The organism is Odoribacter sp. N54.MGS-14 (assembly GCF_000980295.1).
Taxonomy (GTDB): Bacteria; Bacteroidota; Bacteroidia; order Bacteroidales; family Marinifilaceae; genus Odoribacter; species Odoribacter splanchnicus.
The window spans coordinates 55,940-80,925 of sequence record NZ_LARL01000002.1 but is presented as its reverse complement, the minus strand read 5'-3'; the positions used below and the strand labels follow the sequence as shown (position 1 = coordinate 80,925).

General features: G+C 43.9%; 22 protein-coding genes, 1 pseudogene and 2 riboswitches. Of the genes and pseudogenes, 14 read left to right on the top strand and 9 right to left on the bottom strand.

What is annotated here, in order from left to right:
* Positions 1-35 precede the first annotated feature (35 nt).
* A pseudogene (locus WS42_RS00920) lies at positions 36-1,394 on the top strand (MFS transporter).
* A 149-nt stretch (positions 1,395-1,543) separates the two neighbouring features.
* Here the strand turns inward: WS42_RS00920 and WS42_RS00915 are convergent.
* The 5 genes from WS42_RS00915 to WS42_RS00890 all read right to left on the bottom strand — a co-directional run bounded on the left by WS42_RS00915 (position 1,544) and on the right by WS42_RS00890 (position 4,707).
* A complete protein-coding gene (locus WS42_RS00915) occupies positions 1,544-2,269 on the bottom strand; it encodes a gamma-glutamyl-gamma-aminobutyrate hydrolase family protein (protein WP_046450643.1) in 726 nt (241 codons plus the stop codon).
* Positions 2,269-2,898, bottom strand: a complete 630-nt coding sequence (locus WS42_RS15215; protein WP_087383588.1) for a putative quinol monooxygenase — start codon at positions 2,896-2,898, stop codon at positions 2,269-2,271. The genes WS42_RS00915 and WS42_RS15215 overlap by 1 nt, the downstream gene beginning before the upstream one ends.
* Before the next feature lie 7 nt (positions 2,899-2,905).
* Positions 2,906-3,466: a guanylate kinase gene (gmk, locus tag WS42_RS00900; RefSeq protein ID WP_013612732.1), complete on the bottom strand. Its 561-nt coding sequence runs from the start codon at positions 3,464-3,466 to the stop codon at positions 2,906-2,908.
* Between the two features lie 73 nt (positions 3,467-3,539).
* Complete coding sequence (locus tag WS42_RS00895) at positions 3,540-3,743, bottom strand: four helix bundle protein (protein ID WP_013612731.1); 204 nt, start codon at positions 3,741-3,743, stop codon at positions 3,540-3,542.
* 85 nt (positions 3,744-3,828) lie between these two features.
* Positions 3,829-4,707 (bottom strand): YicC/YloC family endoribonuclease, encoded by an 879-nt coding sequence (locus tag WS42_RS00890; RefSeq protein ID WP_013612730.1) that lies wholly within the window; start codon positions 4,705-4,707, stop codon positions 3,829-3,831.
* Positions 4,708-4,851: 144 nt separating this feature from the next.
* Between WS42_RS00890 and lepA the strand changes: the two genes are divergently transcribed.
* Genes lepA through WS42_RS00870 form a run of 4 tightly spaced genes read left to right on the top strand, consistent with a single transcriptional unit; the run spans position 4,852 to position 8,763 of the window.
* Complete coding sequence (lepA, locus tag WS42_RS00885) at positions 4,852-6,639, top strand: translation elongation factor 4 (RefSeq protein ID WP_013612729.1); 1,788 nt, start codon at positions 4,852-4,854, stop codon at positions 6,637-6,639.
* Between the two features lie 10 nt (positions 6,640-6,649).
* The gene (gene nadD / locus WS42_RS00880; RefSeq protein ID WP_013612728.1) at positions 6,650-7,216 is read left to right on the top strand and encodes a nicotinate (nicotinamide) nucleotide adenylyltransferase; all 567 of its coding nucleotides are present in this window, start codon (positions 6,650-6,652) and stop codon (positions 7,214-7,216) included.
* A complete protein-coding gene (locus WS42_RS00875; RefSeq protein WP_013612727.1) occupies positions 7,213-8,196 on the top strand; it encodes a hypothetical protein in 984 nt (327 codons plus the stop codon). Before nadD ends, WS42_RS00875 begins: the two co-directional genes overlap by 4 nt.
* Positions 8,197-8,202: 6 nt before the next feature.
* Complete coding sequence (locus WS42_RS00870) at positions 8,203-8,763, top strand: epoxyqueuosine reductase QueH (RefSeq protein WP_013612726.1); 561 nt, start codon at positions 8,203-8,205, stop codon at positions 8,761-8,763.
* Positions 8,764-9,115: 352 nt separating this feature from the next.
* Positions 9,116-9,318: riboswitch (cobalamin riboswitch) on the bottom strand.
* Between the two features lie 33 nt (positions 9,319-9,351).
* Here the strand turns inward: WS42_RS00870 and pafA are convergent.
* A complete protein-coding gene (gene pafA / locus WS42_RS00865; RefSeq protein WP_022159562.1) occupies positions 9,352-10,998 on the bottom strand; it encodes an alkaline phosphatase PafA in 1,647 nt (548 codons plus the stop codon).
* 156 nt (positions 10,999-11,154) lie between these two features.
* On the opposite strand from pafA, the gene WS42_RS00860 reads away from it, so the two are divergent.
* The 9 genes from WS42_RS00860 (at position 11,155) to WS42_RS00820 (ending at position 20,252) form a co-directional block, all read left to right on the top strand.
* On the top strand, positions 11,155-11,934 hold the full coding sequence (locus WS42_RS00860) for a threonine/serine exporter family protein (RefSeq protein WP_046450647.1): 780 nt from the start codon (positions 11,155-11,157) through the stop codon (positions 11,932-11,934).
* A 16-nt stretch (positions 11,935-11,950) separates the two neighbouring features.
* Positions 11,951-12,463: a threonine/serine exporter family protein gene (locus WS42_RS00855; protein ID WP_013612722.1), complete on the top strand. Its 513-nt coding sequence runs from the start codon at positions 11,951-11,953 to the stop codon at positions 12,461-12,463.
* Between the two features lie 24 nt (positions 12,464-12,487).
* Complete coding sequence (locus WS42_RS00850) at positions 12,488-13,387, top strand: cation diffusion facilitator family transporter (RefSeq protein ID WP_013612721.1); 900 nt, start codon at positions 12,488-12,490, stop codon at positions 13,385-13,387.
* Positions 13,388-13,461: 74 nt separating this feature from the next.
* Complete coding sequence (locus tag WS42_RS00845; RefSeq protein WP_013612720.1) at positions 13,462-14,415, top strand: tetratricopeptide repeat protein; 954 nt, start codon at positions 13,462-13,464, stop codon at positions 14,413-14,415.
* Between the two features lie 51 nt (positions 14,416-14,466).
* Positions 14,467-15,321: a PepSY-like domain-containing protein gene (locus tag WS42_RS00840; protein ID WP_046450642.1), complete on the top strand. Its 855-nt coding sequence runs from the start codon at positions 14,467-14,469 to the stop codon at positions 15,319-15,321.
* A 64-nt stretch (positions 15,322-15,385) separates the two neighbouring features.
* On the top strand, positions 15,386-15,865 hold the full coding sequence (locus WS42_RS00835) for a C-GCAxxG-C-C family protein (protein WP_022159564.1): 480 nt from the start codon (positions 15,386-15,388) through the stop codon (positions 15,863-15,865).
* A gap of 241 nt (positions 15,866-16,106) precedes the next feature.
* Positions 16,107-16,303: riboswitch (cobalamin riboswitch) on the top strand.
* Positions 16,304-16,401: 98 nt separating this feature from the next.
* Positions 16,402-18,609, top strand: coding sequence for an anaerobic ribonucleoside triphosphate reductase (locus WS42_RS00830; protein ID WP_022159565.1), 2,208 nt, complete (start codon positions 16,402-16,404; stop codon positions 18,607-18,609).
* Between the two features lie 7 nt (positions 18,610-18,616).
* Positions 18,617-19,132 carry an anaerobic ribonucleoside-triphosphate reductase activating protein gene (gene nrdG, locus WS42_RS00825; protein WP_013612716.1) on the top strand — a complete coding sequence of 172 codons (516 nt, stop codon included), beginning with the start codon at positions 18,617-18,619 and terminating at the stop codon, positions 19,130-19,132.
* 208 nt (positions 19,133-19,340) lie between these two features.
* Positions 19,341-20,252 (top strand): YitT family protein, encoded by a 912-nt coding sequence (locus WS42_RS00820; RefSeq protein WP_013612714.1) that lies wholly within the window; start codon positions 19,341-19,343, stop codon positions 20,250-20,252.
* A gap of 106 nt (positions 20,253-20,358) precedes the next feature.
* On the opposite strand, the gene WS42_RS00815 is transcribed toward WS42_RS00820, so the two are convergent.
* The 3 genes from WS42_RS00815 to WS42_RS00805 form a co-directional block, all read right to left on the bottom strand.
* On the bottom strand, positions 20,359-20,655 hold the full coding sequence (locus tag WS42_RS00815; RefSeq protein WP_013612713.1) for a PG0541 family transporter-associated protein: 297 nt from the start codon (positions 20,653-20,655) through the stop codon (positions 20,359-20,361).
* 72 nt (positions 20,656-20,727) lie between these two features.
* Positions 20,728-23,883 carry an efflux RND transporter permease subunit gene (locus WS42_RS00810; RefSeq protein ID WP_046450641.1) on the bottom strand — a complete coding sequence of 1,052 codons (3,156 nt, stop codon included), beginning with the start codon at positions 23,881-23,883 and terminating at the stop codon, positions 20,728-20,730.
* A gap of 29 nt (positions 23,884-23,912) precedes the next feature.
* A complete protein-coding gene (locus tag WS42_RS00805; RefSeq protein ID WP_022159567.1) occupies positions 23,913-24,950 on the bottom strand; it encodes an efflux RND transporter periplasmic adaptor subunit in 1,038 nt (345 codons plus the stop codon).
* Between the last annotated feature and the right edge of the window lie 36 nt (positions 24,951-24,986).

Here is a 24,986-nt window from a genome sequence, read left to right as displayed (position 1 = left end):
TTTTCGTATTATATCCAGTACTTTATGAACTTGTTATGGGTGAAATACAACAAGACGGTTTGCCTTTGCCACGGCGGAATTGGGCCATGGCAGTAATTGCTTTGGGGATGACGATGGCCGTGTTGGACGGGGCTATTGCGAACGTTGCTTTGCCTACGATTGCCGGAGATTTACATGTCAATCCATCCAGTTCTATCTGGGTAGTAAATGCTTTTCAGTTAGCAATGACCATCTCTTTACTGGCTTTTTCCTCTTTGGGTGATCTTTGGGGATATAAGCGGGTGTATGTGTTGGGCTTGAGTATGTTCACAGTGACTTCGCTGATATGTGCTCTTTCCGATTCGTTTATTACTTTGGTTATAGCCCGTGGTTTACAAGGTTTCAGTGCGGCAGCGATCACGAGTGTCAATACCGCTTTACTGAGGGTGATTTTTCCGGCCCGTTTTTTGGCCCGTGGAATGGGAATCAACGGGTTGATCATTGCTGTCGCTGCTGCTGCCGGCCCTACTGTTGCTGCCGGTATTTTAGCTATTGCCGATTGGCCCTGGTTGTTTGCCATCAATGTGCCCATAGGACTGGTTGCATTTGTATTGAGTTTGAAGTTTTTACCCCAGAATCCGGTAAAAGTAGAAGGATAACGTTTTGATGTAACGAGTGCGGTAATGAATGCCCTGACTTTTGGTTTGCTGATATGTGTAATCGATGGATTTGCTCACGATATTCATTGGTATATTCTGATTCCGGGTTTTGTTATCATGCTGATCATCGGCTGGTTTTTTATCAAACGTCAGAAAATGCAGACTTATCCTTTGCTTCCGGTCGATTTGCTGCGTAATAAGATCTTTTCCCTATCCTTGCTGACTTCCGTGTTTTCTTTTATAGCACAAATGCTGGCTTTGGTGTCTATTCCTTTCTTTTTTCAACGGGTATTACACCTGAGTGAAGTTGCGACGGGGTTATTGCTGACACCCTGGCCACTGGCCACTATGATTACAGCTCCGCTGGCCGGGCGTTTGATGGATCGTTACAATGCCGGTTTATTGGGGGGGATCGGATTGATGATATTCGGTACGGCTCTTTTGTTGTTGGCGATGATGCCTGCACATCCTTCACATATCGATATTATCTGGCGTATGTTTTTAGGAGGTATAGGTTTCGGTCTCTTTATTACCCCCAACAATAGTACGATTATTGCATCGGCTCCCAGAGAACGTAGCGGCGGAGCCAGTGGTATGCTGGGGATGGCCCGGCTCTTGGGACAGACTGTCGGTGCGGCTTTTGTGGCAGTCCTGTTTGCTATATTTCCCGGACATGGGATGCGATATGCTTTGATTTTTGGAGCCGTTATCGCTGTTGTTTCGGCCGTTATCAGTAGTTTGAGACTCAGGAAGTAGAACCAGATCGGTATTTTTCATGGCTTTGGAGCGGTCTACAGCTCCGGCATGTAGAAGGATATGTTTCCCTTTCCAGTTGGATGGAATGATAAAATTCCGGCGATACCACAGGTCGGTTTTGTTTTTGCCGACGATACCCGAAAGTTCGGTTATTCCCTCCGACAGTGAGCGATGAGTTGCTGAAATAAGGGTAACATTTTGTCCGAACCGGCCAGGAGCATTTCGGGATGCCATTGGATACCTACAACAAAAGTGTGATCGGGCATTTCGACAGCTTCGATAACTCCATCAGGGGCTGTCGCTGTGATTTTCAGGTGACGTCCTAAATGGTTCAGGCATTGGTGATGAAAACTGTTGACTTCCAGTTGCTCTCCCCAAAGTCGGCCTAAAATAGAATCTTTTTCAATACTTACCGGGTGGAAAATATCCTCCCGTGGGCTGTATTGGCTGTGTAGCATAACCGGATGGCCGATGGCTGTGATATCCTGCCAAAGCGTACCGCCCAATACGATATTCAATAATTGTATTCCCCGGCAAATGGCTAATAGAGGCTTGTCTGTCCTTAGGATTTCTTCGGTCAACGCCCATTGTGCCCGATCGAGTCCGGTATGAAATTCCTCCAGGCAGGGATGAGGGAAGTCTCCGTATAAGATGGGGTTGATATCTCCTCCGCCCGAGAGAATAAAACCATCGCAGACTTCGGCATACCGGACAATGGAAGCCCGATCGGCTACCGGGGGAAGAAGCAGGGGAATGCCCCCTGCCTTAACGACTGCATCGATATAGTCTTTGTTGACGTATATCCTTTCCATCCCCAGAAATTTACCTTTATCTACGGTATGGAGATTTGTGCTGATACCAATAATCGGAGTCATTAATCGATCGGCTTGGTTTTGATAACGGTAATGCCGTTTTCTGTATACTGGTCTAAGATCCCGACTAAACTGATCAAATGGGGGGCTGCCATGTGAGCGTTCCAATCTTCGACAGTCTGCCAGGTTTCGTGAAACATGAAATCTTTCGGATCGTCTTTACTGACATGTAATTCATAATGCAAAGCCCCTTTTTCAGCTAATGTAGGCGCAATCAGATCTTCGAGAATTTTTTGCCATTCTTTTTCAGTATTTCCTTTGTTCCGGTTATAGGCGAACAATACCAACGAATCCGGGACTATCACGGGATTCGGAGCTTCCGAACGTTCCCAGCGTTGTAAAACCGGTTTTCGGTCTGTCAGTTCGTCTCTGCGGGCCCGAAAAGCTTGCAGATGTTCACTTTGGGTATGTTTTTTCCAAAGTTCTTCGTTTGCCCATATTTCATGAAAAATGAATTGACAGGGGTCTTCCCGATCTTCATACAAATGGTAACTGATAGCTCCTTCTTCCTGACGGGTCTTTTCGATGAGGTCGAGACAGGCTTTTTTTAATTCTCCGGCTTTCCCTTCGCGGGCATGGGAAATAGATACCAGAGTTAATTGTTCCGCAGTTTTTGACGTAAAATAGTTCATTGTAGCATTATTTTAAAAAATCCCTCACTTTTTTTTCTGCTTCCCGGAAGGCCTCTTCCAGCTTATCGTTGACGATGATCGTATCGAATTTGTCTGCGAAAGTCATTTCGTATTCTGCTTTTGCCAGGCGTTGTTCGATTTTTTCAGGAGCATCGGTCCCCCGGCCGGTCAAGCGTTGGCGTAGTACTTCTACAGATGGGGGCTGAATAAAGATCGATAACGCATTGTCTCCGAATTTCTTTTTGATATTTAGGCCGCCTACGACATCGACATCGAACAATACAGTATGACCTTTCGCCCAGATCCGGTCGATTTCACTGAGAAGCGTACCGTAGTAGCATCCCGGATACACCTCTTCCCATTCCAAAAATTCTTTATTTTCAATTCGTTTCCTGAATTCATCTGCTGTAAAGAAATAATACTCTTTACCATGTATTTCTTTTCCCCGGGGAGCCCGGCAGGTTGCTGAAATAGAAAATTCCAACCCTAACCCCTTTTCCAATAAGTAATTTACAATTGTACTCTTACCCGCTCCACTCGGTGCTGAAAAAATAATTACTTTTCCCATACGATGATAGTTTATAAGGTTTGTAAAGTTTATAAAGTGGGATCAAAGTTTTTTTATAAAGTTCGATAACATTTTAGGTATTGTTTCGGTATCTGAGTTCGACGTTTGATTTTCGTTCATAGCCTTCGGTGATGTTATTCATAATCAAAGCAGTTGCTCTTTCGATTTGGTCTTTAAAACCGAAATCATGGCTTTTATCGAATAGCAAATAGATTTCTATACACAACTCTTTTGCCTTTTGCCATGCCAGACTATCTTCAAAACGTTCAATCTTCATGATTTATCCTTATTATGTTTAACACCAAGCGCCTGCAGGGTCCATGAACTTTAAAAATCTTATAAACTTTACGGACTTTAAAAACTTATAGGACATTCAAACTTTGCTCTTTTATCTTTTCCAGTTCGTCTTTCATTTTTACGACGAGTTTCTGGATGTCGTGGTCGTTGGCTTTAGAGCCCATGGTGTTGATCTCCCGACCGATTTCCTGAGCGATAAAACCGATTTTCCGGCCCGGAGCATCTTCATGTTCGATCGTTTCCAAAAAGTATTTACAGTGATTGGCCAACCTGACTTTCTCTTCTGTGATATCCAATTTTTCCAGGTAGTAGATAATTTCCTGTTCCAGCCGGTTTTCATCGATATTTTGAATATCCGTCCATTCATTGATTTTTTCCTGTAATTTCTGACGGATGACTTCTACACGTTTTACTTCAAATTGAGGTACCTGAGCAGACAGTTCCTGAATAAGTTCGATGCGGTGACATATATCTTTGATTAAAGCTTTTCCTTCCTGGATTCTGAATTTGTTGATTTCTTCCAAAGCTTTTTTTATTCCAGCTTCCAAAGCCTCCCATTCGGTATCTTCCAACTCTTCCGATTTGATTTGCAAGGTATCGGGGAAACGCATGACGGTTTGGAGAATCTTGTTTTTGTCGGCTTCGATGCCCAATTCGTTGGCGATGTCTAGTAATTGATTGAAGTATTGAGTTACTACAGGCTTATTAATGGTCACATCCTTATCGCTTTCTGTATTGTCAAAGTAGATACACATTTCTACTTTCCCCCGGTCTAATTGTTCTTTTACTATATTCCGGATTTCCATTTCTTTTTCTTTGTAAAGATTAGGCATCTTCAGATTCAAGTCCAGGGTTTTTGAATTCAGACTTTTAATTTCGATCACGACTTTCCTATTTCCGTTTTCGATGGTGATTTTTCCGAAACCGGTCATTGATTTTACCATAATATTGATTTTTGATTCTTCTGCAAAAATAACGATTTGTTTGTAAATATTCTTATTGCAGATTATTTCATTTTTCTTCGTATCTTTACACCCCAAAATAATAAAAGAGAAAAGATAGCAAAATCATAAATCAAGAATTGATTCATGGAAAACATCCGCAATTTCTGTATTATAGCGCATATTGATCACGGGAAGAGTACATTGGCCGATCGTTTGTTGGAATATACCGGGACGGTAACCGGTAAAGATTTACAGGCGCAGGTACTCGATGATATGGACCTCGAAAGGGAGCGTGGGATCACGATCAAGAGCCATGCCATTCAGATGGATTATCATTTTGAAGGGAAGAAGTACGTTTTGAATCTGATCGATACTCCGGGACATGTCGATTTTTCGTATGAAGTATCGCGTTCTATTGCAGCATGTGAAGGAGCTTTACTGATCGTCGATGCTACTCAGGGAATACAGGCTCAGACGATTTCCAATCTTTACCTGGCCGTAGAGAACAACCTCGAAATTATTCCTGTACTGAATAAGATGGACATGCCGAATGCTATGCCGGAAGAGGTGAAAGATCAGATTGTGGAATTGATCGGATGTAAACGCGAGGATATTATCGAGGCCAGTGGAAAGACCGGGTTGGGGGTAGAGCAAATTTTGCAGGCGATTGTCGAGCGGGTACCGCATCCCGAAGGTTTTCCGAATCAGCCCTTACAGGCTTTGATCTTCGACTCCGAATTCAATTCTTTCCGGGGAATCATTACTTATTGCCGTATTGTAAACGGGAGTTTGCGCACCGGAGATGTGGTGAAATTCGTTAACACCGGGAAAGAATATACAGCCGACGAGATCGGTGTACTCCGTTTAAAACCCGAGCCACGGCAAGTGCTCGAGACCGGTGATGTGGGATATATTATTTCAGGTATCAAAACTTCCTCCGAGGTAAAAGTCGGAGATACGATCACTCATGTCGACGAACCTTGTGATGTTGCCATCGATGGTTTCGAAGAAGTGAAACCCATGGTATTTGCCGGGATTTATCCTATTGATTCGGAAGATTACGAAGATTTGAGGGCTTCGATAGAGAAATTGCAATTGAACGATGCATCGCTGACTTTCGAACCTGAATCTTCGGCAGCCTTGGGATTCGGTTTCCGTTGCGGATTTTTGGGAATGCTCCATATGGAGATCGTTCAGGAACGTCTGGACCGGGAATTCGATATGAATGTGATTACCACGGTTCCGAATGTGATGTATATCGCTCATACCACCAAAGGCGAGGTCTATGAGATGCACAATCCTTCGGATATGCCTTCTGCCAGCACGTTGGATTTTATAGAGGAACCGTTTATCCGTGCCCAGATTATTACTCCGGCCGATTATATCGGTCCGATTATGACCTTGTGTCTTGGGAAACGGGGGATTTTGATCAACCAGCAATATCATACCGGTAACCGGATAGAGATCACCTATGAAATGCCCTTAGGAGAGATTGTGTTCGATTTTTACGATAAATTGAAAAGTATAACGAAAGGATATGCTTCGTTCGATTATTATCAGATCGGATATCGGCGGGCAAATCTGGTGAAACTGGATATTTTATTAAACGGAGAGTCCGTCGATGCACTGTCGGCATTGATTCATTTCGATAATGCCTATGGTTTCGGGCGTCGCATTTGTGAGAAGCTCAAAGAACTGATACCGCGTCAACAGTTCGATATCGCCGTACAGGCAGCGATCGGAGCTAAAGTCATCGCCCGGGAGACAATCAAAGCAGTGCGTAAAGACGTGACGGCCAAATGTTATGGGGGGGATATTTCCCGGAAAAGAAAATTGCTGGAAAAGCAGAAAAAAGGAAAGAAGCGGATGAAACAGATCGGAAATGTCGAAGTTCCTCAAAAAGCTTTCCTGGCTGTGTTGAAGTTAGATTAAAGTGAAAGGAATGACAGGCTTATTCTTCGGGTCTTTTAACCCGATTCACAATGGTCATCTGAAGATCGCACAGTATTTGTTGTACAAAGGATATTGTCAGCGGATTTGGTTTGTCGTTTCGCCTCATAATCCATTGAAAAGCGATCGTTCTTTATTGGATGAGCAAAAAAGATTGGAAATTGTGAAAGCTGCGATCCGTGGGGATGAAAGGATGCAGGCATGTGATGTCGAGTTCGGTTTGCCTAAGCCTTCCTACACTTATGCCACTTTGCAGCTGTTGAAAAAAAAATGGCCGGAGGAAGAGTTTGCTTTGATCATCGGAGAGGATAACCTGAGAGATTTTCATAAATGGCGGAATGCTAAAGAAATTGTGGAAAATTACCGTATATTGGTTTATCCTCGTAAAGGAGAGGGGGTATCCGCTTCGATGTGGGAAAATCTATTTCTGATAGACGCACCTCTTGCCGATGTTTCTTCGACGGAAATCCGGGAGATGCTCGGAGAAGGGCAGGATATTTCACCTTATGTGCCTCAGCCGGCTTTGCCTTTGATCCTGAATTATTATTCCGTAAAATGAAAATCCTGTTTTGTCTATTATTATGGGGGACAATCTCTTCAGGTGTTTATGCACAACGGGTGCTTCCTGCAAAAAGTAAAGAACAGAAGAGAACAGAAAAACAGATAGAAAAGAAAGAAAATTCTCTCCGGCAGAAAGATACCGAGTTGCGGTGGGATCCCCGCCGATTACCTTCAAAGAGTAAAGGTTTTCCGGAAATCTCTGCCTGGCATACCGGGACAGCAGGTATTGTCGCTTCGGATGCAGCAGAAATCAGTCTTTTTAATCCCACACGGATCGGTTTCTCAAAACGTACGGAAATCCTTTTTCGGATAGCTGAGGAACCTTTTTTACCTAATATCGGGTTGAAACACCGTTGGTGGGGGAACAGGCGTTTTGCCTGGGCTACAGCACATACGTTGTATTATTCTTATCCCGGTTTGAAGATATTGCAGTCGACCGGTTTTAAAGAACTGGTTCCGGATTCGGTACAGGTGGCCCAGGGGATGGCTATGCGGCATGAAATATTGTTTTCCTGGTTATTGAATCCGCAAGTATGGGGATGTCCCGATCCTTCGGCCGAAAAAATACTGACCCTGCATGCGGGCATAGAGGGTTATGTCGGGTTCGGGAATAACGAAGTAATGCCGTTCGATTATGCCCACACCTTGTATCATACTCAGTTGCTCGACGGTAAAGTGCTTTATTATGGAGGATTGCAGTTTGATTCTTATTGGGGACACCGGTTTCATTATAGTTTAAACGGCCTTTTTTATAGTGTTGATTTCACAAAAGCATATGCTGTAGAAGGAAATTTGCGTCTTACTTATTATGTGTCAAGGCACTTCGGGCTCTCAGCTGTTTGTAAAATTCCCTATATCAGGATAAATGAAAAATCCGGATGGACTTATGTTCCTTTACTCGATTTGACCTATCTGATACATCCCGGACGTACAGTGATCAGACATGGCTTATATAAAAACAAAAGACGACAAAGATAGATCAAAATGGAAAATGTATTGTTGCATAGTTGTTGTGCCCCTTGTTCGGCTGCTATCGTCGAATGGATGCTAGCTCAGGATATCCGTCCGACTTTGTATTATTTCAACCCCAATATCTTTCCACAGGAAGAATACGAAATCCGGAAATCCGAATGCAGTCGTTATGCACAAAAATTAGGTTTGGAGATTATCGACGGGGATTATGATCATACAGCCTGGTTGAGTGACGTGGCGGGCTTGGAGGATGAACCCGAACGGGGAAAGCGATGTCTGCAGTGTTTCAAAATACGGTTGCTGGCCACGGCAAAATTGGCTGATGAAAGAGGCTTTCGTTTGTTTACTACTACACTGGCCTCTTCGCGATGGAAGAGCCTTCAACAAATCACCGAAGCCGGGAAATGGGCTGCGGCTCGCTTTGAAGGTCTGGAATTTTGGGAAAAGAACTGGCGTAAAGGTGGTTTAAGCGAACGCCGTAAGATACTTTTGGCCGAAAATGGTTTTTATAATCAGCAATATTGTGGGTGTGAATTCTCCTTCAGAAAGCCCCAAAATAACGATTTACCTTAATATAGGGATACCAAAACAGGCGGAATACCTAGAATCGGGGATTTCCGGGTCTATTTAGCCGGCCTATCTTTGTGTCATCAGAATTTTGTCACGTTTTATTGATTAATAGTTGCGAAAGTCACAGGTAAAGCCGGCCTGTGACTTTTTTTGCCAGAAAAGCTCCGCTCCGAAAAGACATAAAAAAAACACCGGCAGGATGCGACTGGCGGATCCTTCAAATAAAAACCCTGTATCTTTCGTATTGTGGCCACATCATACAATACTTCCGCATACACCATTTTTATCTCCGGTGTTTTTAACAGTACAGTAAATATATATGTGCAGGTGTCCCACTCTAAATCCTCGAGAGTAAAGACGTTTGCTGTTACTGGCAGGTCTTCTGACTTGCTTCTCTCCGGACGCCTTCCCGTCGTACATATTGCAGACAGTGGCAGGAGTATTGTCCGGATCTGGTTATGAAGCTTACAGCAGCGGGACTGTCCGGGATTTTCACCCGATTCCCTTTTATTTCTTGTACCGGATGATAACAAGAAAACCAGTATGGAACAAAGATACGAAAAAAATGAAATGCTAATCCAAGTTTTTTTATTATTTTAATATTTCCGGAATGGGTTGGCCTATACAACCATTAGGGGCTTGTATGTGCAATAATGCTGCTATAGTCGGGGCTATGTCTGTCAGCCCGACAAGGCGCCGGGTTGCTCCTTGCCGGATTCCCCAACCCATGAAAAGCAGGGGAACATGAGTGTCATAAGAATGCCATGTCCCGTGAGTAGTTCCCTGCGGGGTAGGCGTCCCGCTTTCATACCAGCCTGGTTTGACGATGATTTGTATTGCTCCGCTGCGTTCCCGGCAATATCCGTTGATGATTTTTTCTCTGATACCTGTAGGGAGTGTAGAAATTGCGACTTTTTCCATATCTACGGCATAGGCTATGCCTTCCAGATTGTTTAGATAATCCAGGACGGCCGACTTTACGGTTTCATACGCTAGCCTGGACCGGGAAATAAGCTGACGGTCCAGATGGACCTGATAGTTATCCAGGCTATAAACCAGGCCTTGAACGGCGAAACGATTGTTCAAGGTACTGTCCAACCGATGTAAGACCTTTTGATATAACCAGCTGTCGGAAGGGATCCGGTGGGATTGTAAAAAGCCGACATTATGGGCTGCTGCATGATCGGCTGTCAGAAAAACGGTATAATGATCCCGGCCGATTTTCTCGTCGAGAAACTCAAAGAACAGACCGAGATCCTGATCTAACCGGAGATAGGTGTCTTCGGTCTCGATGGCATTCGTACCGAATTGATGACCGATATAATCTGTAGCCGAAAGACTGACAGCAAGAAAATCGGTTTCTTCACGCTGGCCCATTTCCTCTTTTTCGACAGCTGTTTTCGCCATTTCCAAAGTGAAGGTATTTCCGTAAGGAGTTTGGCGGATCATACTATATCCATTTGTCTTCAATAATTTGGAAGTCGGAATAGGAAAAACAGGTTTTTCTCCTTTTATGAATGGGGCTTCATAAGGAGTATCGTCTTTTGTACTTTGTTTATATGTCCCGATAGGATACAACGTATTCCAGTCTTGTTGCAATAGTTGGGAGGCTCGGTCCCGGGCATTGAAATCTTCGACCCAGCGGGGTAATTTATCGGTGTAATAACTACTTGTAATCCATTTGCCGGAATCGTAGTCGAACCAGTAAGCGGCATTTGCCGTGTGTCCTGCCGGTAGAATAGCGGCCCGGTCTTTGAGAGCGATCCCGATAACTTTAGAATGGAAATTTGTACCCAGACGTAATTCGTCGGTGATTGTCGTTACCCATAAATTCCGGGGTGACATCCGGCCGGCTTGTGAGTCGCTACCGACACATTCGACTGTCGGATCGGCTGTACAGTATAACTTTTTCTTTTCCTTTTCAATATAGAAATCATTGGCTGCAATACCGGTCACCGAGGGAACAGAACCGGTGTAAATGCAGGTATGCCCGACGGCTGTGAAAGCCGGTAAATAATTCAATTGAGTGTTTTCACATGTAAACCCTTCTTTCAGCAAGCGTTTGAATCCACGGTCTCCATAACGGTCGTAATAACGGTAGAGGTAATCCCAGCGCATTTGGTCGACTACGATGCCTACTACTAATTTGGGACGCGGAAGAGAAGATTCGGCCGGTTCTGCCCCGAGGGACAGCGAAGTGAGAATGAGGATCAAACCATAAAAAAACTTTATTTTCATAACAGTAAATGTGAATTTTATTTGCAGCAAGATTACCCGAAAATTGTTTCAAACAGATTACGATTTTGCTACAATCGGATGTATTGTTCGGATTCCGGGTTGCATAAACAAGGGGGTTTTTCTAATTTTGCCATTCCAAAATTTAATTCTTCCCTTATGACGAACGCTGATACCGATATTCAGGAACTTTCTAATTTTTTACTTGATTTCGCTACGACTTTGATGGGTGTGGGGAGCCATACTTCGCGGGTAGTAAGGAATGTAAATCGCATTGCCGAGTCGTTCGGTTATGGGGTGGATATGACTATTTTTCAGCGTAATATAACCATGACCGTAAAACATGCCGACGATTATTCTATCCGGCGCACTTATGTAAGGCGTATCCCGGCTTTGGCATTGAATTTCAGGACGATATCCGATTTGAGCTCGTTGAGTTGGGAAGCCTATGATCATGATTTGCCTTTGGACGAATTGAAAAAACGTTATGCCGTAATTACGACGCAACCCCGTATGTCGCGTTGGGTAGTGTTGATTTTGGTGGCTTTTGCCAATGCTGCTTTTTGTCGTTTGTTCGGTGGAGACTGGATCGCTATGGGATTAGTGTGGATGGCTACTTTGACCGGTTTTTTTGTCAGGCAGGAATTGACGGTCCGTAAGGTCAATCATATGTTGATATTTATTGTTTGTTCATTTGTGGCTTCTCTGGTTGCGGCGCTCGGTGTGTATTTTGATTGGGGTACCACTCAGGATGTCGCTTTAGGTACGAGTGTACTTTTTTTAATCCCCGGAGTTCCTTTAATCAATTCTATCCTGGATATCCTGGAAGGGCATGTCCTGATCGGTTTTTCCAGGGCGATCAATGCCGCTATCTTGATTATATGTATTGCCTTAGGGTTGTCGATGACTTTGCTGATCCTGGGAAAAGAAGTGTTGTAATTTAGAAATGATAAATATGAATACTGAATTTGGGTTGTCGGTCTTGTTCGACGGTTTTTTAGCTGCAATTGCCGCTATCGGTTTTGCTGTGATTTCGAATCCTCCGAAAAAAGCGGTCTTTATTGCAGCTTTATTGGCAGCGGTTGGGCATGCTTGTCGCTACTACCTTCTCCATCAGACTCCTTTGGATCTTACTTCTTCTACCCTGATCGCTGCTTTTACGATTGGGATGGGAAGCATGTGGTTCGCCAAATTGATTCATTGTCCGGCCGAGGTATTCTCTTTCCCTTCTCTCTTGCCTATGATTCCGGGTATGTATGCTTATAAAACAATTTTAGCTCTGATTCGTTTTATGAAAAATGACGACCCGCTGGTGTTGCAACAGTTGATCGTAGAAATTTTCCGGAATGGCTTGACGGCTTTATTCGTACTGTTTGCTTTGGTCATCGGAGTTTCGCTGCCCTTGTTTATATTTTATAAACAATCTTTTATGATGACCCGCCTTTTGCATCGGAAAAAGTCGGCTTGAAGAAACAAATTTAAATCGAAAAATATGTCACACGACCATCATGACCACCGATCCCTTGGGATTACTTCGCTGAATAAAGCTTTTGTCATAGGTATTGTTTTAAATGCCGGATTTGTCGTTGCCGAATTTATTGCCGGTTTTTGGTATAATTCATTGGGATTGATTTCGGATGCCGGGCATAATCTGGGAGATGTGTTCAGTTTGGTATTGGCCATGCTGGCTTTTCGTCTGGCTAAAGTGAGTCCGACTTTGAGATATACTTACGGTTATAAGAAAAGTACGATTCTGGTTTCTCTGCTGAATGCAGTTATTTTGTTGGTCGCTGTCGGATTTATTTTGGGGGAGAGTATAGATAAATTATTCCATCCTCGTCCGGTAGATGGAGATGCCGTGGCGTGGGTAGCCGGAGTCGGAGTGTTGGTCAATGCGCTGACTGCCTGGTTGTTTGTGAAAGACAAAGAAAAAGATCTGAATGTAAAAGGGGCCTATTTGCATATGGCTGCCGACGCATTGGTTTCTGTCGGGGTAGTTGTCTCGGGAATTGTTATTCAGCATACCGGCTGGTATATGATGGACCCGTTGACCGGCATACTGATCGCTCTTTTTATCGTCTATTCCACCTGGGGATTATTGCGCGATAGTCTTCGTTTGTCGTTGGACGGGGTGCCTCAGGGAATCAGCTATGACCGGATCGGGCAGATTATTTCAACTACTCCCGGGGTGGATAGTTTCCATCACATGCATATCTGGGGGTTGAGTACGACAGAAATTGCTCTGACTGCGCATATCGTCGTTGCAGATATGGTAGAAATGGAACAGATAAAAAGTGAACTAAAATGCCGGTTACAGAAGGCCGGCATCGGACATGCTACTTTAGAATTGGAGCTGCCCGGACAACCTTGTCAAAAGGAACCCTGTCATTAAATCTATTTTTGCTGGCAGGAAATATAAAAATGCTTAATTTTGTCGATGAAATGGTGATTAAACGCTGAATCGATATGGCTAATTTTCTGAAATCTTTATTCTTCGGAGAAACAGATGAATCCGAAGAGACTAAATTGAACCGCAATTTCGATGTATTGAAATACGATGGTATCAAAGCATTGAAGATCGGTAAGAATACTTATGCTATCCGTTGTTTCAATGAAGCATTGAAATTGAAAGAGGATGTGGAAGTACTCGAACATTTGGTCGGGGCCTATAACCGCGAAGATCGGATGGAAGAAGCGATAGAAACGGCAGGACGTTTGGTCGATATCGAGCCTGATAATATTCCTGTCTTGTTAATGAGGGCCAACCTGAATTTTATGGCTGAAAAATATGAAGCGGCCATTGCCGATTGTAACCGGGTAATTGCTTTGGATGCAACCAATGCTTCGGCTTATTATCTGGCTGCGAAGGCTAAAAAAGCTGCTGGCGATGTATTGGGAACGATCGTCTCTTTGTCTCAGGCGATTACGATAAAGGAGGATTTTGCCGAAGCATTGTTGCTGAGGGCAGAGATGATGCTGTCTACTCGGGATTATAAAGATGGATTACAGGATATCGAAAAGGTGATCGGTTTGATGCCCGAAGAAGAAAACGCTTTTTTGATCCGGGGGCGTCTGCATGAAGCTTTGGGTGACGATCAGGCTGCAGAGCAGGATTATGAAGTGGTGACCGGGCTGAATCCTTTTAACGAACAAGCGTATCTGCAACTGGGAACGCTTTATATTGCCCGTGAACAACCGGATAAGGCCATCGAACTATTCGATGAAGCGATAGAATTGAAACCGGAATTTGCGCGTGCTTACAGTGAGCGGGGACGGGCAAAACTGATGAAAGGAGATAAAAACGGTTCTGTCGAAGATTTGAAAAAAGCACTCGAACTGAATCCCGAAGGAGAAGAAGCACAGAAAATAAACGGAAAGTTTTCTAACTTCGAAGACATGTATTCGAATCGGATTTTATAAGCTCGAACATTTTCTTTCTTTTTTCGTAAGGAATAGAAAAAACGAAAGAATATGAAAACGAGATTAATAGTTGTATTACTTGGATTTTTGGGTTCGGGTATGTTCGTTGCTTGCCGGGACGATGCTTCGGATAAAGATGACGATAGGCCGGGGAAAGCGGTAGAATTGGCTTTTCAGGCTAAATATCCGGGTGCTACCGGTGTAGAATGGGAATCTAAAGGAGTTTTCCGGGAGGCCGACTTTACCTTGAACGGACGTGAATATGAAGCCTGGTTCAATACCTCCGGGATCTGGTTGCAGGCAGAATATGCGGTCACTTATACCTCGGTTCCTGCTGCGATAAAAGATTTTATTGCCAATAGCATTGATTATCCTCCTACTTTATGGACGCCGGATGCGGCTACAGAAGTGCTCGAACGGAAAAATTATCCCGATTGGTATGCGGTGGAATTGGAGAACGGGGCGAATGAGGTGACGATTTGGGCTGATGCCGAAGCTTATCTGCACCGGGCAGTCGTTGAAGATTATAGTGGAAACGATATTCCTCAGACGATTCTTACTTTTGTTACTCAAAATTATAGGCAGGCTTTACTGACTGAAGTCGGGAAATGGTCCGACGGGGCATATCAGGCGAATATGCTGGACGGCAACGAAGCTAAACAAATCTATTTCGATCGCTCGATGAACTGGCAGTATACAGAATGGCCGGTATTGTTTTCCGAAGTCCCTGCGGTGGTGAAAGAAGTCCTGAATAGTACCGCTTATGAAAACTATACCGTACGGAGCGTCGACTATCGGCAATTCCCTCAGGGAGATCGGTATCATTTTATTTTGACCCCTAAACAACAACCGGGACTCGATATGGCTTTGGATATAGATTTGCAAGGGAATATTATTACGCAATAGAAGAAATAGATTTCCTATTCTCACGGTCTTTCGTTACTTTTGCCGGACATTAAAAAATAGGATGATGGAAGACCGGATACAGCGTGCCGTCGAATTATTCCGGCAAGGCTACAATTGTTCACAGTCGGTATGTGCTGCTTTTGCAGACGAGTATGGTTATACTTTCGAACAGGCATTACGGATGTCGGCTTCGTTCGGTGGAGGGATCGGTCGGATGAGAATGACTTGCGGTGCTGCTTGCGGAATGTTTATATTGGCAGGCCTCGAAACAGGTTGTGTAGAGGGAAAAGATAGGGAAGGGAAAGAAGCGAATTATAGACTGGTACAACAATTGGCAGAGAAATTTGTGAAGCGTAACGGTTCGTTGATCTGCGGTGAATTGTTGGGGGTGACTCCCTCAAGAATCGGGTTCGATCCGGTGCCTGAAGCCCGGACACCCGAATATTATAAAAAACGTCCTTGTCTCAAAACAGTGGAAGAAGCAGCCCGAATTTGGGTGGAATATCTACAAAATGAAAAATCAAAAGTAAAAGACGAAGAATAAAATATCAATGCTGAAAAATATTAACTCGATTAATTTTTGGATTTTTATTTTGGAAAACTTTTAAATGTTTGATTGCTTGATGATTTGAATTTTGTTTTGTAGTTATATGTTGATTATCAATAGTTTGAATGTGCCGGATTCTAGATTAAAAGATTTGTATTGGAAAACTTTGATAATCTGTTACTTTGAAAAAATGTCAGAAAAGTTTCTGAAAATATTTTTCTCTTCGTAAAAAACTTTCTATTTTTGTCTTGATTTCGGTTCTTATCCTAGCGTAGGGATGAGATGAAAAGGGAATCGGGTGAGAATCCCGGACAGTCCCGCTGCTGTAAGCTCCGTAGAGCGGTTTAAACCCGAGAAGAACCACTGCCGTTATTGGCGGGAAGGTTGTTTAAACCGGGAGTAAGTCAGAAGACCTGCCGTAATTATTGTTTTCTGAGGCTTTCGAGGAAAGGCCGGAAAGAAGGATTCGCTTGTCTTTTTTTTGTCCTCTCCTTGCCTTATGAGTTATCGGTTTATGATTAAAAAGTAAAATAATGATTCAGACTGTATTGAAAAGAGATGGCCGTGTAGTTGGCTTTAATGAGGAGAAAATCGTTGCTGCAGTGAGAAGAGCGATGCTGCATACCGATAAAGGAGAAGATATGCAATTGGCACATGAAATTGCCGATCGTATCGCTTGCCGGGGACAGGAGCAGATGAGTGTCGAAGATATTCAAAACTGTGTGGAAATCGAATTGATGAAGAGCCGCCGTAAAGATGTGGCTCAATTATATATTGCTTACCGGAATCAGCGTAGTGTGGCCCGTAAAGCGAAAACCCGGGATATCTTTTTGGAAATCATAGAGACGAAATCGAATGAGGTGACCCGGGAAAATGCCAATATGAATGCGGATACGCCTGCCGGGATGATGATGAAATTTTCCAGTGAAACGACAAAGCCGTTTGTCGACGATTATTTGTTGGTAGAAGAAGTAAAAAATGCCGTTCGGCAAGGATATCTGCACATACACGATAAAGATTATTATCCGACCAAAAGTCTCACCTGCGTACAGCATCCCTTGGATAAGATCCTGAAAAACGGATTCTATGTCGGTCATGGTGAATCCCGTCCGGCAAAACGGATCGAGACGGCTAGCATCCTCGGTTGCATTTCGCTCGAGACGGCTCAGAATGAAATGCATGGCGGACAGGCGATTCCGGCTTTTGATTTTTATCTGGCACCTTATGTGCGGAATAGTTTTATCGAAGAGGTGAAAGTATTGGAAGAGATTACCGGTGAAGATTACAAACACCTGTACCATTTTCCCATCAAAGATTATGTCCGGATTGAGCTGGACGGTTTGAGCGGGGATGAGCGGGTTTTACAACATGCGATCAACCGGACGGTAAGTCGTGTACATCAGTCTATGGAGGCTTTTATCCATAATATGAATACCATTCATAGCCGGGGAGGCAATCAGGTTGTTTTCAGTTCTGTCAATTACGGTACGGATACTTCTGCCGAAGGCCGTTGTATTATTCGGGAAATGCTGACCTCTACCTATCGGGGAGTGGGAAGCGGAGGTACGGCTATCTTTCCGATTCAGATCTGGAAAAAGAAACGGGGCGTGAATTATTTACCTCAGGATCCCAATTACGACTTATATGTTTTTGCTTGTAAAGTCAGTGCCCGGCGTTTTTTTCCCAACTTCATCAACCTGGACGCTACTTTTAACCGGCATGAATTGTGGAAAGCCGACGATCCGGAGCGTTTTCGCTATGAGACGGCTACCATGGGATGCCGGACCCGGGTTTTTGAAAACCGCTTCGGAGAGAAGACTTCCATCGGTAGGGGAAATCTTTCTTTCTCGACGATAAACATTGTACGTCTGGCTATCGAATGTATGGATATTTCCGAACGGGAAGAAAGAATCCGGACATTTTTCTCGAAATTGGACGAACTCCTTGAGTTGACGGCTTTGCAATTACATCGTCGGTTTGAGTTTCAGAAAACTGCCCGGGCAAAGCAATTCCCTCTCTTAATGAGTTCTCTGTGGGTAGGAGCGGAGAAGTTGAAACCTGAAGATACGATAGAGAGTGTTATAAATCAAGGGACACTGGGGATCGGTTTTATCGGTTTGGCCGAATGTTTGGTCGCGTTGACAGGTAAGCACCATGCAGAAGATCCGGCTGCACAGCAGTTAGGGATCCGAATTATAACCCGTTTCCGGGATAAAGCGAATGAATTTTCGGAGCGCTGGCAGCACAATTATAGTGTATTGGCTACTCCTGCCGAAGGATTGAGCGGGAGATTCACTCAGAAGGATAAAAAGAGTTTCGGAATCATCCCGGGAGTGACCGACCGGGAATATTACACGAACTCGAATCATGTGCCTGTCTATTATCGATGCAGTGCCCGGCATAAAGCAGAAATAGAAGCTCCTTACCATGATCTGACCCGCGGAGGGCATATCTTCTATGTAGAGATCGATGGAGATGCAACCCACAATCCGGATGCGATTATGTCGGTGGTAGACATGATGGACCGCTATAATATGGGGTATTGTTCTGTCAATCACAACCGTAACCGCTGTATGGATTGTGGACATGAAGACGCGACCGACGGTTTGGAAGAATGCCCCAATTGCGGAGGACATCATATCGATCGCCTGCAACGGATTACCGGATATCTGGTCGGTACGACAAATCGCTGGAATCAGGCGAAACTGGCTGAATTGAATGATCGGGTCAGACATAATTAGTTTAGCGATGAACCTGTTTTTATTGGATATTATCGAAGATACCGTGGTAGATGGTCCGGGATTCCGGACCTCTCTCTATGCGGCAGGATGCCGGCATCATTGCCCCGGTTGTCATAATCCCCAATCCTGGGAACGTGAGCATGGGCATGCGGTCGGAGTAGAAGAGGTGGCCGAACGCTTGCTGACCGATCCTTTTTCAAATATTACTTTTAGTGGGGGAGACCCTTTGGAGCAAGTTGAAGCATTTACTGAATTGGCTAAGTTGATTAAAAACAAAAGCAAAAAGAATATTTGGTGTTATACCGGTTATCGCTACGAAGAGGTGTGCCGGTCTGCCCGGTTGGCACAAATCTTGCCTTATATCGATGTTTTGGTAGATGGACGTTTTAATCAGCATTTGCGGGATACCGATTTGCTTTTCAGGGGAAGTAGCAATCAACGGCTGATCGATGTTCCTGAATCCCTCTTGAAAGGGAAAATACAACTTTACGATTACTCACCTTATCCTGTTATTGCCGTATAGGGCTTCAATCGTTTTCAATGCGATTTCCTGTTTTTGTATAAATATGCTCTTTCTTGTATAAATATGCCTGTGTCTTGTTGTTTAATAGATTGATATACAGATATAAACAAAACATGTTGAAAATATTTTATGCCAAGAAAATGCCGAAAACAATTCGTAATTTTGGCAGCGTTAAATCATAAATCAAAATCATAAATCTAAAGTCAATATGGGATTTGTTACGAAAGAGAAATTTCTCTCTAAAGATTTTTTTATAACCTATGCCTGGTTGTTGGGTGGATGTTTTGTTTTTGCCCTGGGGGCGGTGATGTTTGCTGAGCCTTATGGGTTTGCTCCCGGAGGAACTTACGGATTGTCTATGGTATTTCACCATTTGTGGGGGTGGGAGACTGAAATTGCAGCCCTGTGTATGGACGTTCCTTTACTCTTGTTGGGAATTTACTTTTTGGGAGGTATGTTCGGGGTAAAAACCATTATCTGTACGTTCGCTATTCCGGCATTTATGCGTCTCATCCACTATTTATACGGCTATGATGCCTTGTTGGAGCCCGGTATTACGGATCGTACGTTACTGAACGAACAGTTGTTGTCCGCTATTTTCGGAGGAATTGTTTATGGTATCGGGATCGGTATGATCTTTAAGGCACGGGCAACTTCCGGAGGATCCGATATCATTTCTATGATTTTGAATAAATATACCCACATATCGCTTGGAACTTTGGTGATTATTGTCGACTGTACCATTACGTTGTCGACGGTTGTTGCTTTCGGTGACTGGCGTTTACCGATGTATTCCTGGATTATCGTATTTATCGAAGGAAAAGTGATCGATCTGGTAATCGACGGTGCTGCTGTACATAAGACCCTGATGATTGTCACTGATAAGTTAGATCCGGTGAAGGATGTTATTATCAAGGATATCAACCGGGGAGCTACCTTATTGCCGGCTGTCGGTATGTATCGGGGAGAAAGCCGCAATATGATCTACACCATCCTCACACGTCGTGAAATGATGATTTTACGGCATCGGATTGCAGAAATCGACCCCGAAGCCTTTATCAATGTAATCGATTCGAAAGAAATTCTGGGACGCGGCTTTAAACCGCTGAAAGAAAGTTGAAACTATTTTACTGCCACTTAGGCAGATTGTCGGTTGTGGTTAAGAAAGAGAATTTTTGAATAGGGTCTGTGCAGTTGCTTTGCGCAGACCCTATTGAGTTTTCGGATTAATACATATCGGTAATATCCCAGACAAAAGCCCGGATACCGTTTTCTTTGTTTACTTCATCCAACGCTTTGACGTATTTCAGAATCAGGGGCACCATTTCTTCTTCGACGATGGTAATGGTGGCGGAGTTCATTTCCGGCCAGGTATGAGATCCCATACGAGGTTCTCCGGTTTCTGTTCCTGCTCCGTTAACCAGAGGCCATTGTGTAAATCCTTTGATCTGTAATTGATCGAGGAGAAAAGCTACTCGCTCTGTCAGGGCTTGGTTGTATGTTATGAATACTGCTTTCTTCATATTTGATTTTGATTTTTGATTTACAATTTCAGACTTTAATATCGGTCTGAAACTGTAAATCTGCATTATCGATTACTTTTTGGGTAGATCTTTTTCAGGATCGAAGTCTTTCATAAATTTAAATTCTTTGGCCAGTGCCTTTTTCTTGTCACGGCTACCGCTTTTGTCCATAGCAGCGTATACGGCCGGGACGATGATCATCGTAATGATGGTGGAGAAAACCATACCACCGATTACTGCGATACCCATTGGCCGCCAGGTTTCGGAACCTTCACCTGCACTGATCGCCATCGGTACCATACCCAGAATCGTAGTCAAAGAGGTCATCAATACCGGACGCAGACGGGAACGACAAGCTTGTGCAATAGCATCGTACAAGCGAATACCTCTTTCACGCATCAGGTTGATAAAGTCGATCAACACAATACCGTTCTTCGTCACGATACCGACCAACATAATAGCACCCAAGGCAGCCACGATACTCAAGGTGGTGTTCGTGAGCAACAGGGCCAGAATTACTCCTGTGAATGCAAACGGAATGGCCAACATGATAATGAACGGCATCTTGAAAGATTCGAACTGAGCGGCCATCACAATGTATACCAACATCAGGGACAACAGTAACAGCCAGATCAAAGAACTGAAGGATTCCTGCTGGTCTTCGTAGTTACCACCGATGTAAAGACTGACATCCTGAGGTACATCTTCCAGATTGTCGATAATCTGTTGTGATGCCTGTGCGATATCTCCCAAAGCTACGCCAGCTGCCGGAGTGATAGACACTTTCAGGATACGCTGTTTACTTTTACGCTCGATATTTGGCGGTGAGAAGTACTCTTTGATTTCACCCAATTCTTTCAGACGTATTTTTTCGCCGTGGCCGTCTATGATCAGGATATTTTCGATCTCCGTCAGAGAAGAACGGTATTTCTCATCCAGGCGGACGATGATGTCGTATTCTTCTCCGTCTTCTTTGAATTTACTGTTACGGAAACCGTAGATCCGGTTACGGACATAAGAACCGACTTCTGAAGTGGTCAAACCATGACGAGCCAGTTTATCCTGATCTAAAGCAATCTGGAGTTCGGCTTTATCGTCGTCCCGGCTGATTTTGATATCTTCGGCTCCCGGGATCTGACGGGCTTTCACTGCGATATCCTGAGCCAAACGGGTGGTTGTGTTGAAATCGTGACCCATAATTTCGATATCGACAGAGTTGCTACCCATAGAACCACCGCTGGATGAGGTACTGACTGTATATTGCAGTACATCCGGGAAACTCTTCAAGATAGAACGAACCTGGTCGGCAATGACGAAAATACTCCGTTCACGGTCTTTAATATCTACGGTACGTAAACGCATATTCAGGATATTGTTACCGGTACTGTTCATCATAGAAGCGAAGGAAGCTTCTTCTTCACTACCGTACGACAAGTTGATGATCGTAATTTCCGGTATATCTGCCCGGATCATTGAGTCGATCTGTAAAGCGACTCTTTTCGTCTCTTCTACCCGTTGACCGGATTGCATTTTTGCATATACAGTCATATTGCTCTGGTCGTTCTGCGGCATAAAGTCGGTTTTGATAAAACGCGTAAGGCTGCAAGACCCCAGGAAGATGGCAGTCATGAAACAAATGACGAATGTTTTATGATGCAGTACCCAACGGATCAGTCTTTCATAACCTGAATCCAGCCTATCCAATTGCCGGGATACGAAATTGTAAAAGCTGAACTTGCTGTTACTGGTCTTTTCCTGTATCCGCATTAATTGTGAACAAAGCATAGGAGTCAGAGAAATAGCCGTCAGTGTCGAGGTACATACGGTGATACAAACGATCCATCCCAACTGTTTGAACAAGATTCCGGTCATTCCGGTTACCAGGGTCAGCGGGAAGAACACAGCTACGGTTACCAGTGTGGTGACGATTACAGACAACCATACTTCATTCGTTCCGTATTTGGCTGCTTCACGTGGCCGGCTTCCCCGGTCGATATGTTTCGTTATGTTTTCCAACACTACGATGGCATCGTCTACCACCATACCGATTGCAATAGAGAGGGAGGACAGTGAAATTACGTTCAGAGACTCACCCGTTGCAAACAAATAGATGAAGGCGACAATCAGTGAGATCGGGATGGTCAGAGCAATGATAAAGGTGGCCCTCCATCGTCCTAAGAACAGAAATACGACCAATACCACAAAGATCAAAGCGTACATCAATGTTTCCTGCAGGTTGTTGATCGACTTTACGATAAAGTCCGAGTTATCCGAAATGATTTGGAAGTTGATGTCCGAAGGCAATTCTTTCATTGCCAATTCCAGTTGCTTTTTCGCTTCTTTAGCTACGGCAACGGCATTGGCGTCGGTTTGTTTGGTGATCATCAGTACACCACCGCGTCCCCGGTTGATCGTTTGTTCCAGTGTGATGTCTTTGATCGTATCCCGCACGACAGCAACATCATGCAAATAGATGGTTTTATTGTTTTGAGTGCCGAGTACGATATTTTTGATCTGGTCGCTTTCCTCGAATTCACCCTCTATACGCAAAGCATAGTCCATCAGCCCCATTTTCACATTACCGGAAGAAACATCCTTGTTCTCTGCCAGAATTTTGTTACCGATCTGTTCGAGAGTCAGGTTGTAAGCATCCAGTTTATTCGGGTCTAAATCGACATAAACCACACGTTCCGGTGCTCCGGCAACGATCACAGAAGCTACACCGTCTACCCGGTTCAAACGGGTGATCAGTTTGTCATCCAGAATCTTGTCTATACCGGGATAAGATTGGTCGGCCGTGACGGCATAAATCAGGATCGGCATCATAGACGTGTTGAAACGCATAATGGTCGGTCGGTCGATATCGTCCGGCAAATTTTGCATTGCTTTATCGACAGCGTCACGTACGTCGTTGGATGCTTCGTCCAGATTGGCTTCCCATTCGAACTCCAGAGAGATTACTCCTAAGTTGTCATAGGACGTAGAGGTCATCTCTTTCAGATTATCTACGGAGTTCAATTGATCTTCCAGGATTTTGGTTACATTTTCCTCAATATCCGAAGCATTCGCTCCCGGATAAGTTGCCATCACTGTGAGGTAGGGCGGGTCCATCTTAGGGTATTGGTCCACCGGCAACTGTATATAAGAGGCAACACCTAATACCATAATGGCGATAAATACCATTAATGTGGAAATAGGCTTGTTGACCGCTGTATTGTATATACTCATATTCTTACTATTTATTTGATGTATTTATCTTATTGAGTGATAGTAATGGGTGAACCGTCGATAACACGTCCCTGACCGACAACGATCAATTCGTCTCCTTCCTGGATTTCGTCGCTGATCAATTCGATCTTATCTTCAAAACGTTTCCCTAAATTCACGGATACTCTTTTGGCTTTACCGTCTTTGTTGATGAATACGTAGCGGTCATTCGCACCCTGAAGTTTCAACACAGCGATAGCAGGAACAACAACGGTTTCGGTATTTCCGATAAAGAAATTGATGGTTCCGTACATACCGGGACGTAATGCTTCGTCATCATTCGGAATCTTCACTTCAACGGTGAAAGTTCTCGAAGCCGGATCGATCGTCGGATAAACGATACTTACCTGTCCTTCGAATATCCGGTCGGGGTAAAGGTTACTTTTCAATTCTACTTTCGTGCCTTTCTTTACCGATAAGAAATATTGTTCCGAAAGATTTACGTAGGCTTTCAGGGGATTGATTTTTTCAATTGCAATGATCGATGGTTTGGAAGCACCACCGAAAGCAGCTCCTGTATATACTTCTCCGTTTTCGAAATATTTTCCGGTCACTACTCCGTTGAAAGGAGCCAACATCCGGGTATTTTCTTTCAGGAAGTCTACGTTCGATTTAGCTACCTCATATTGGGTCACTGCAGCATCGTAGGCTTGCTTACTGATACTCTGAGTTTCATTCAGCATTTTAGCCCGGTTGTATTCGGTTTCCAGATTTTTTAACTGGACTTCGGCTTGTTGCAGATTCGTCCGGTCCATTTCGACTAATAATTGTCCTTTTTTAATCCGGTCCCCAACTTCTACATAGATTTTTTCAATACGTCCGGTAGCTGCAGGTGCATAATACACTTGCTCGTCTGCCTGTAAATTTGCTGTGTAGTCCAGGGTACGGGCAATGTTTTCTTTTTCCAGTTTTTGAACTTTCACCGGGATAGCTTCAACTACGCTGGTATCTTTGTCAGAATCTTTCTTTCCTGAACAACCGGCTAATACAGCAATCGCGAGGGTAGATAAAATTACGTTCTTTATCATTGTTTTCAATATTTAATTTGTTTCTTTTTCAATTAC

Coding starts and splice junctions, on each gene's coding strand:
- WS42_RS00915 (WP_046450643.1), bottom strand. CDS start 2,269: ATGACTCCGATTATTGGTATCAGCACAAATCTCCATACCGTAGATAAA.
- WS42_RS15215 (WP_087383588.1), bottom strand. CDS start 2,898: ATGAACTATTTTACGTCAAAAACTGCGGAACAATTAACTCTGGTATCT.
- gmk (WP_013612732.1), bottom strand. CDS start 3,466: ATGGGAAAAGTAATTATTTTTTCAGCACCGAGTGGAGCGGGTAAGAGT.
- WS42_RS00895 (WP_013612731.1), bottom strand. CDS start 3,743: ATGAAGATTGAACGTTTTGAAGATAGTCTGGCATGGCAAAAGGCAAAA.
- WS42_RS00890 (WP_013612730.1), bottom strand. CDS start 4,707: ATGGTAAAATCAATGACCGGTTTCGGAAAAATCACCATCGAAAACGGA.
- lepA (WP_013612729.1), top strand. CDS start 4,852: ATGGAAAACATCCGCAATTTCTGTATTATAGCGCATATTGATCACGGG.
- nadD (WP_013612728.1), top strand. CDS start 6,650: ATGACAGGCTTATTCTTCGGGTCTTTTAACCCGATTCACAATGGTCAT.
- WS42_RS00875 (WP_013612727.1), top strand. CDS start 7,213: ATGAAAATCCTGTTTTGTCTATTATTATGGGGGACAATCTCTTCAGGT.
- WS42_RS00870 (WP_013612726.1), top strand. CDS start 8,203: ATGGAAAATGTATTGTTGCATAGTTGTTGTGCCCCTTGTTCGGCTGCT.
- pafA (WP_022159562.1), bottom strand. CDS start 10,998: ATGAAAATAAAGTTTTTTTATGGTTTGATCCTCATTCTCACTTCGCTG.
- WS42_RS00860 (WP_046450647.1), top strand. CDS start 11,155: ATGACGAACGCTGATACCGATATTCAGGAACTTTCTAATTTTTTACTT.
- WS42_RS00855 (WP_013612722.1), top strand. CDS start 11,951: ATGAATACTGAATTTGGGTTGTCGGTCTTGTTCGACGGTTTTTTAGCT.
- WS42_RS00850 (WP_013612721.1), top strand. CDS start 12,488: ATGTCACACGACCATCATGACCACCGATCCCTTGGGATTACTTCGCTG.
- WS42_RS00845 (WP_013612720.1), top strand. CDS start 13,462: ATGGCTAATTTTCTGAAATCTTTATTCTTCGGAGAAACAGATGAATCC.
- WS42_RS00840 (WP_046450642.1), top strand. CDS start 14,467: ATGAAAACGAGATTAATAGTTGTATTACTTGGATTTTTGGGTTCGGGT.
- WS42_RS00835 (WP_022159564.1), top strand. CDS start 15,386: ATGGAAGACCGGATACAGCGTGCCGTCGAATTATTCCGGCAAGGCTAC.
- WS42_RS00830 (WP_022159565.1), top strand. CDS start 16,402: ATGATTCAGACTGTATTGAAAAGAGATGGCCGTGTAGTTGGCTTTAAT.
- nrdG (WP_013612716.1), top strand. CDS start 18,617: ATGAACCTGTTTTTATTGGATATTATCGAAGATACCGTGGTAGATGGT.
- WS42_RS00820 (WP_013612714.1), top strand. CDS start 19,341: ATGGGATTTGTTACGAAAGAGAAATTTCTCTCTAAAGATTTTTTTATA.
- WS42_RS00815 (WP_013612713.1), bottom strand. CDS start 20,655: ATGAAGAAAGCAGTATTCATAACATACAACCAAGCCCTGACAGAGCGA.
- WS42_RS00810 (WP_046450641.1), bottom strand. CDS start 23,883: ATGAGTATATACAATACAGCGGTCAACAAGCCTATTTCCACATTAATG.
- WS42_RS00805 (WP_022159567.1), bottom strand. CDS start 24,950: ATGATAAAGAACGTAATTTTATCTACCCTCGCGATTGCTGTATTAGCC.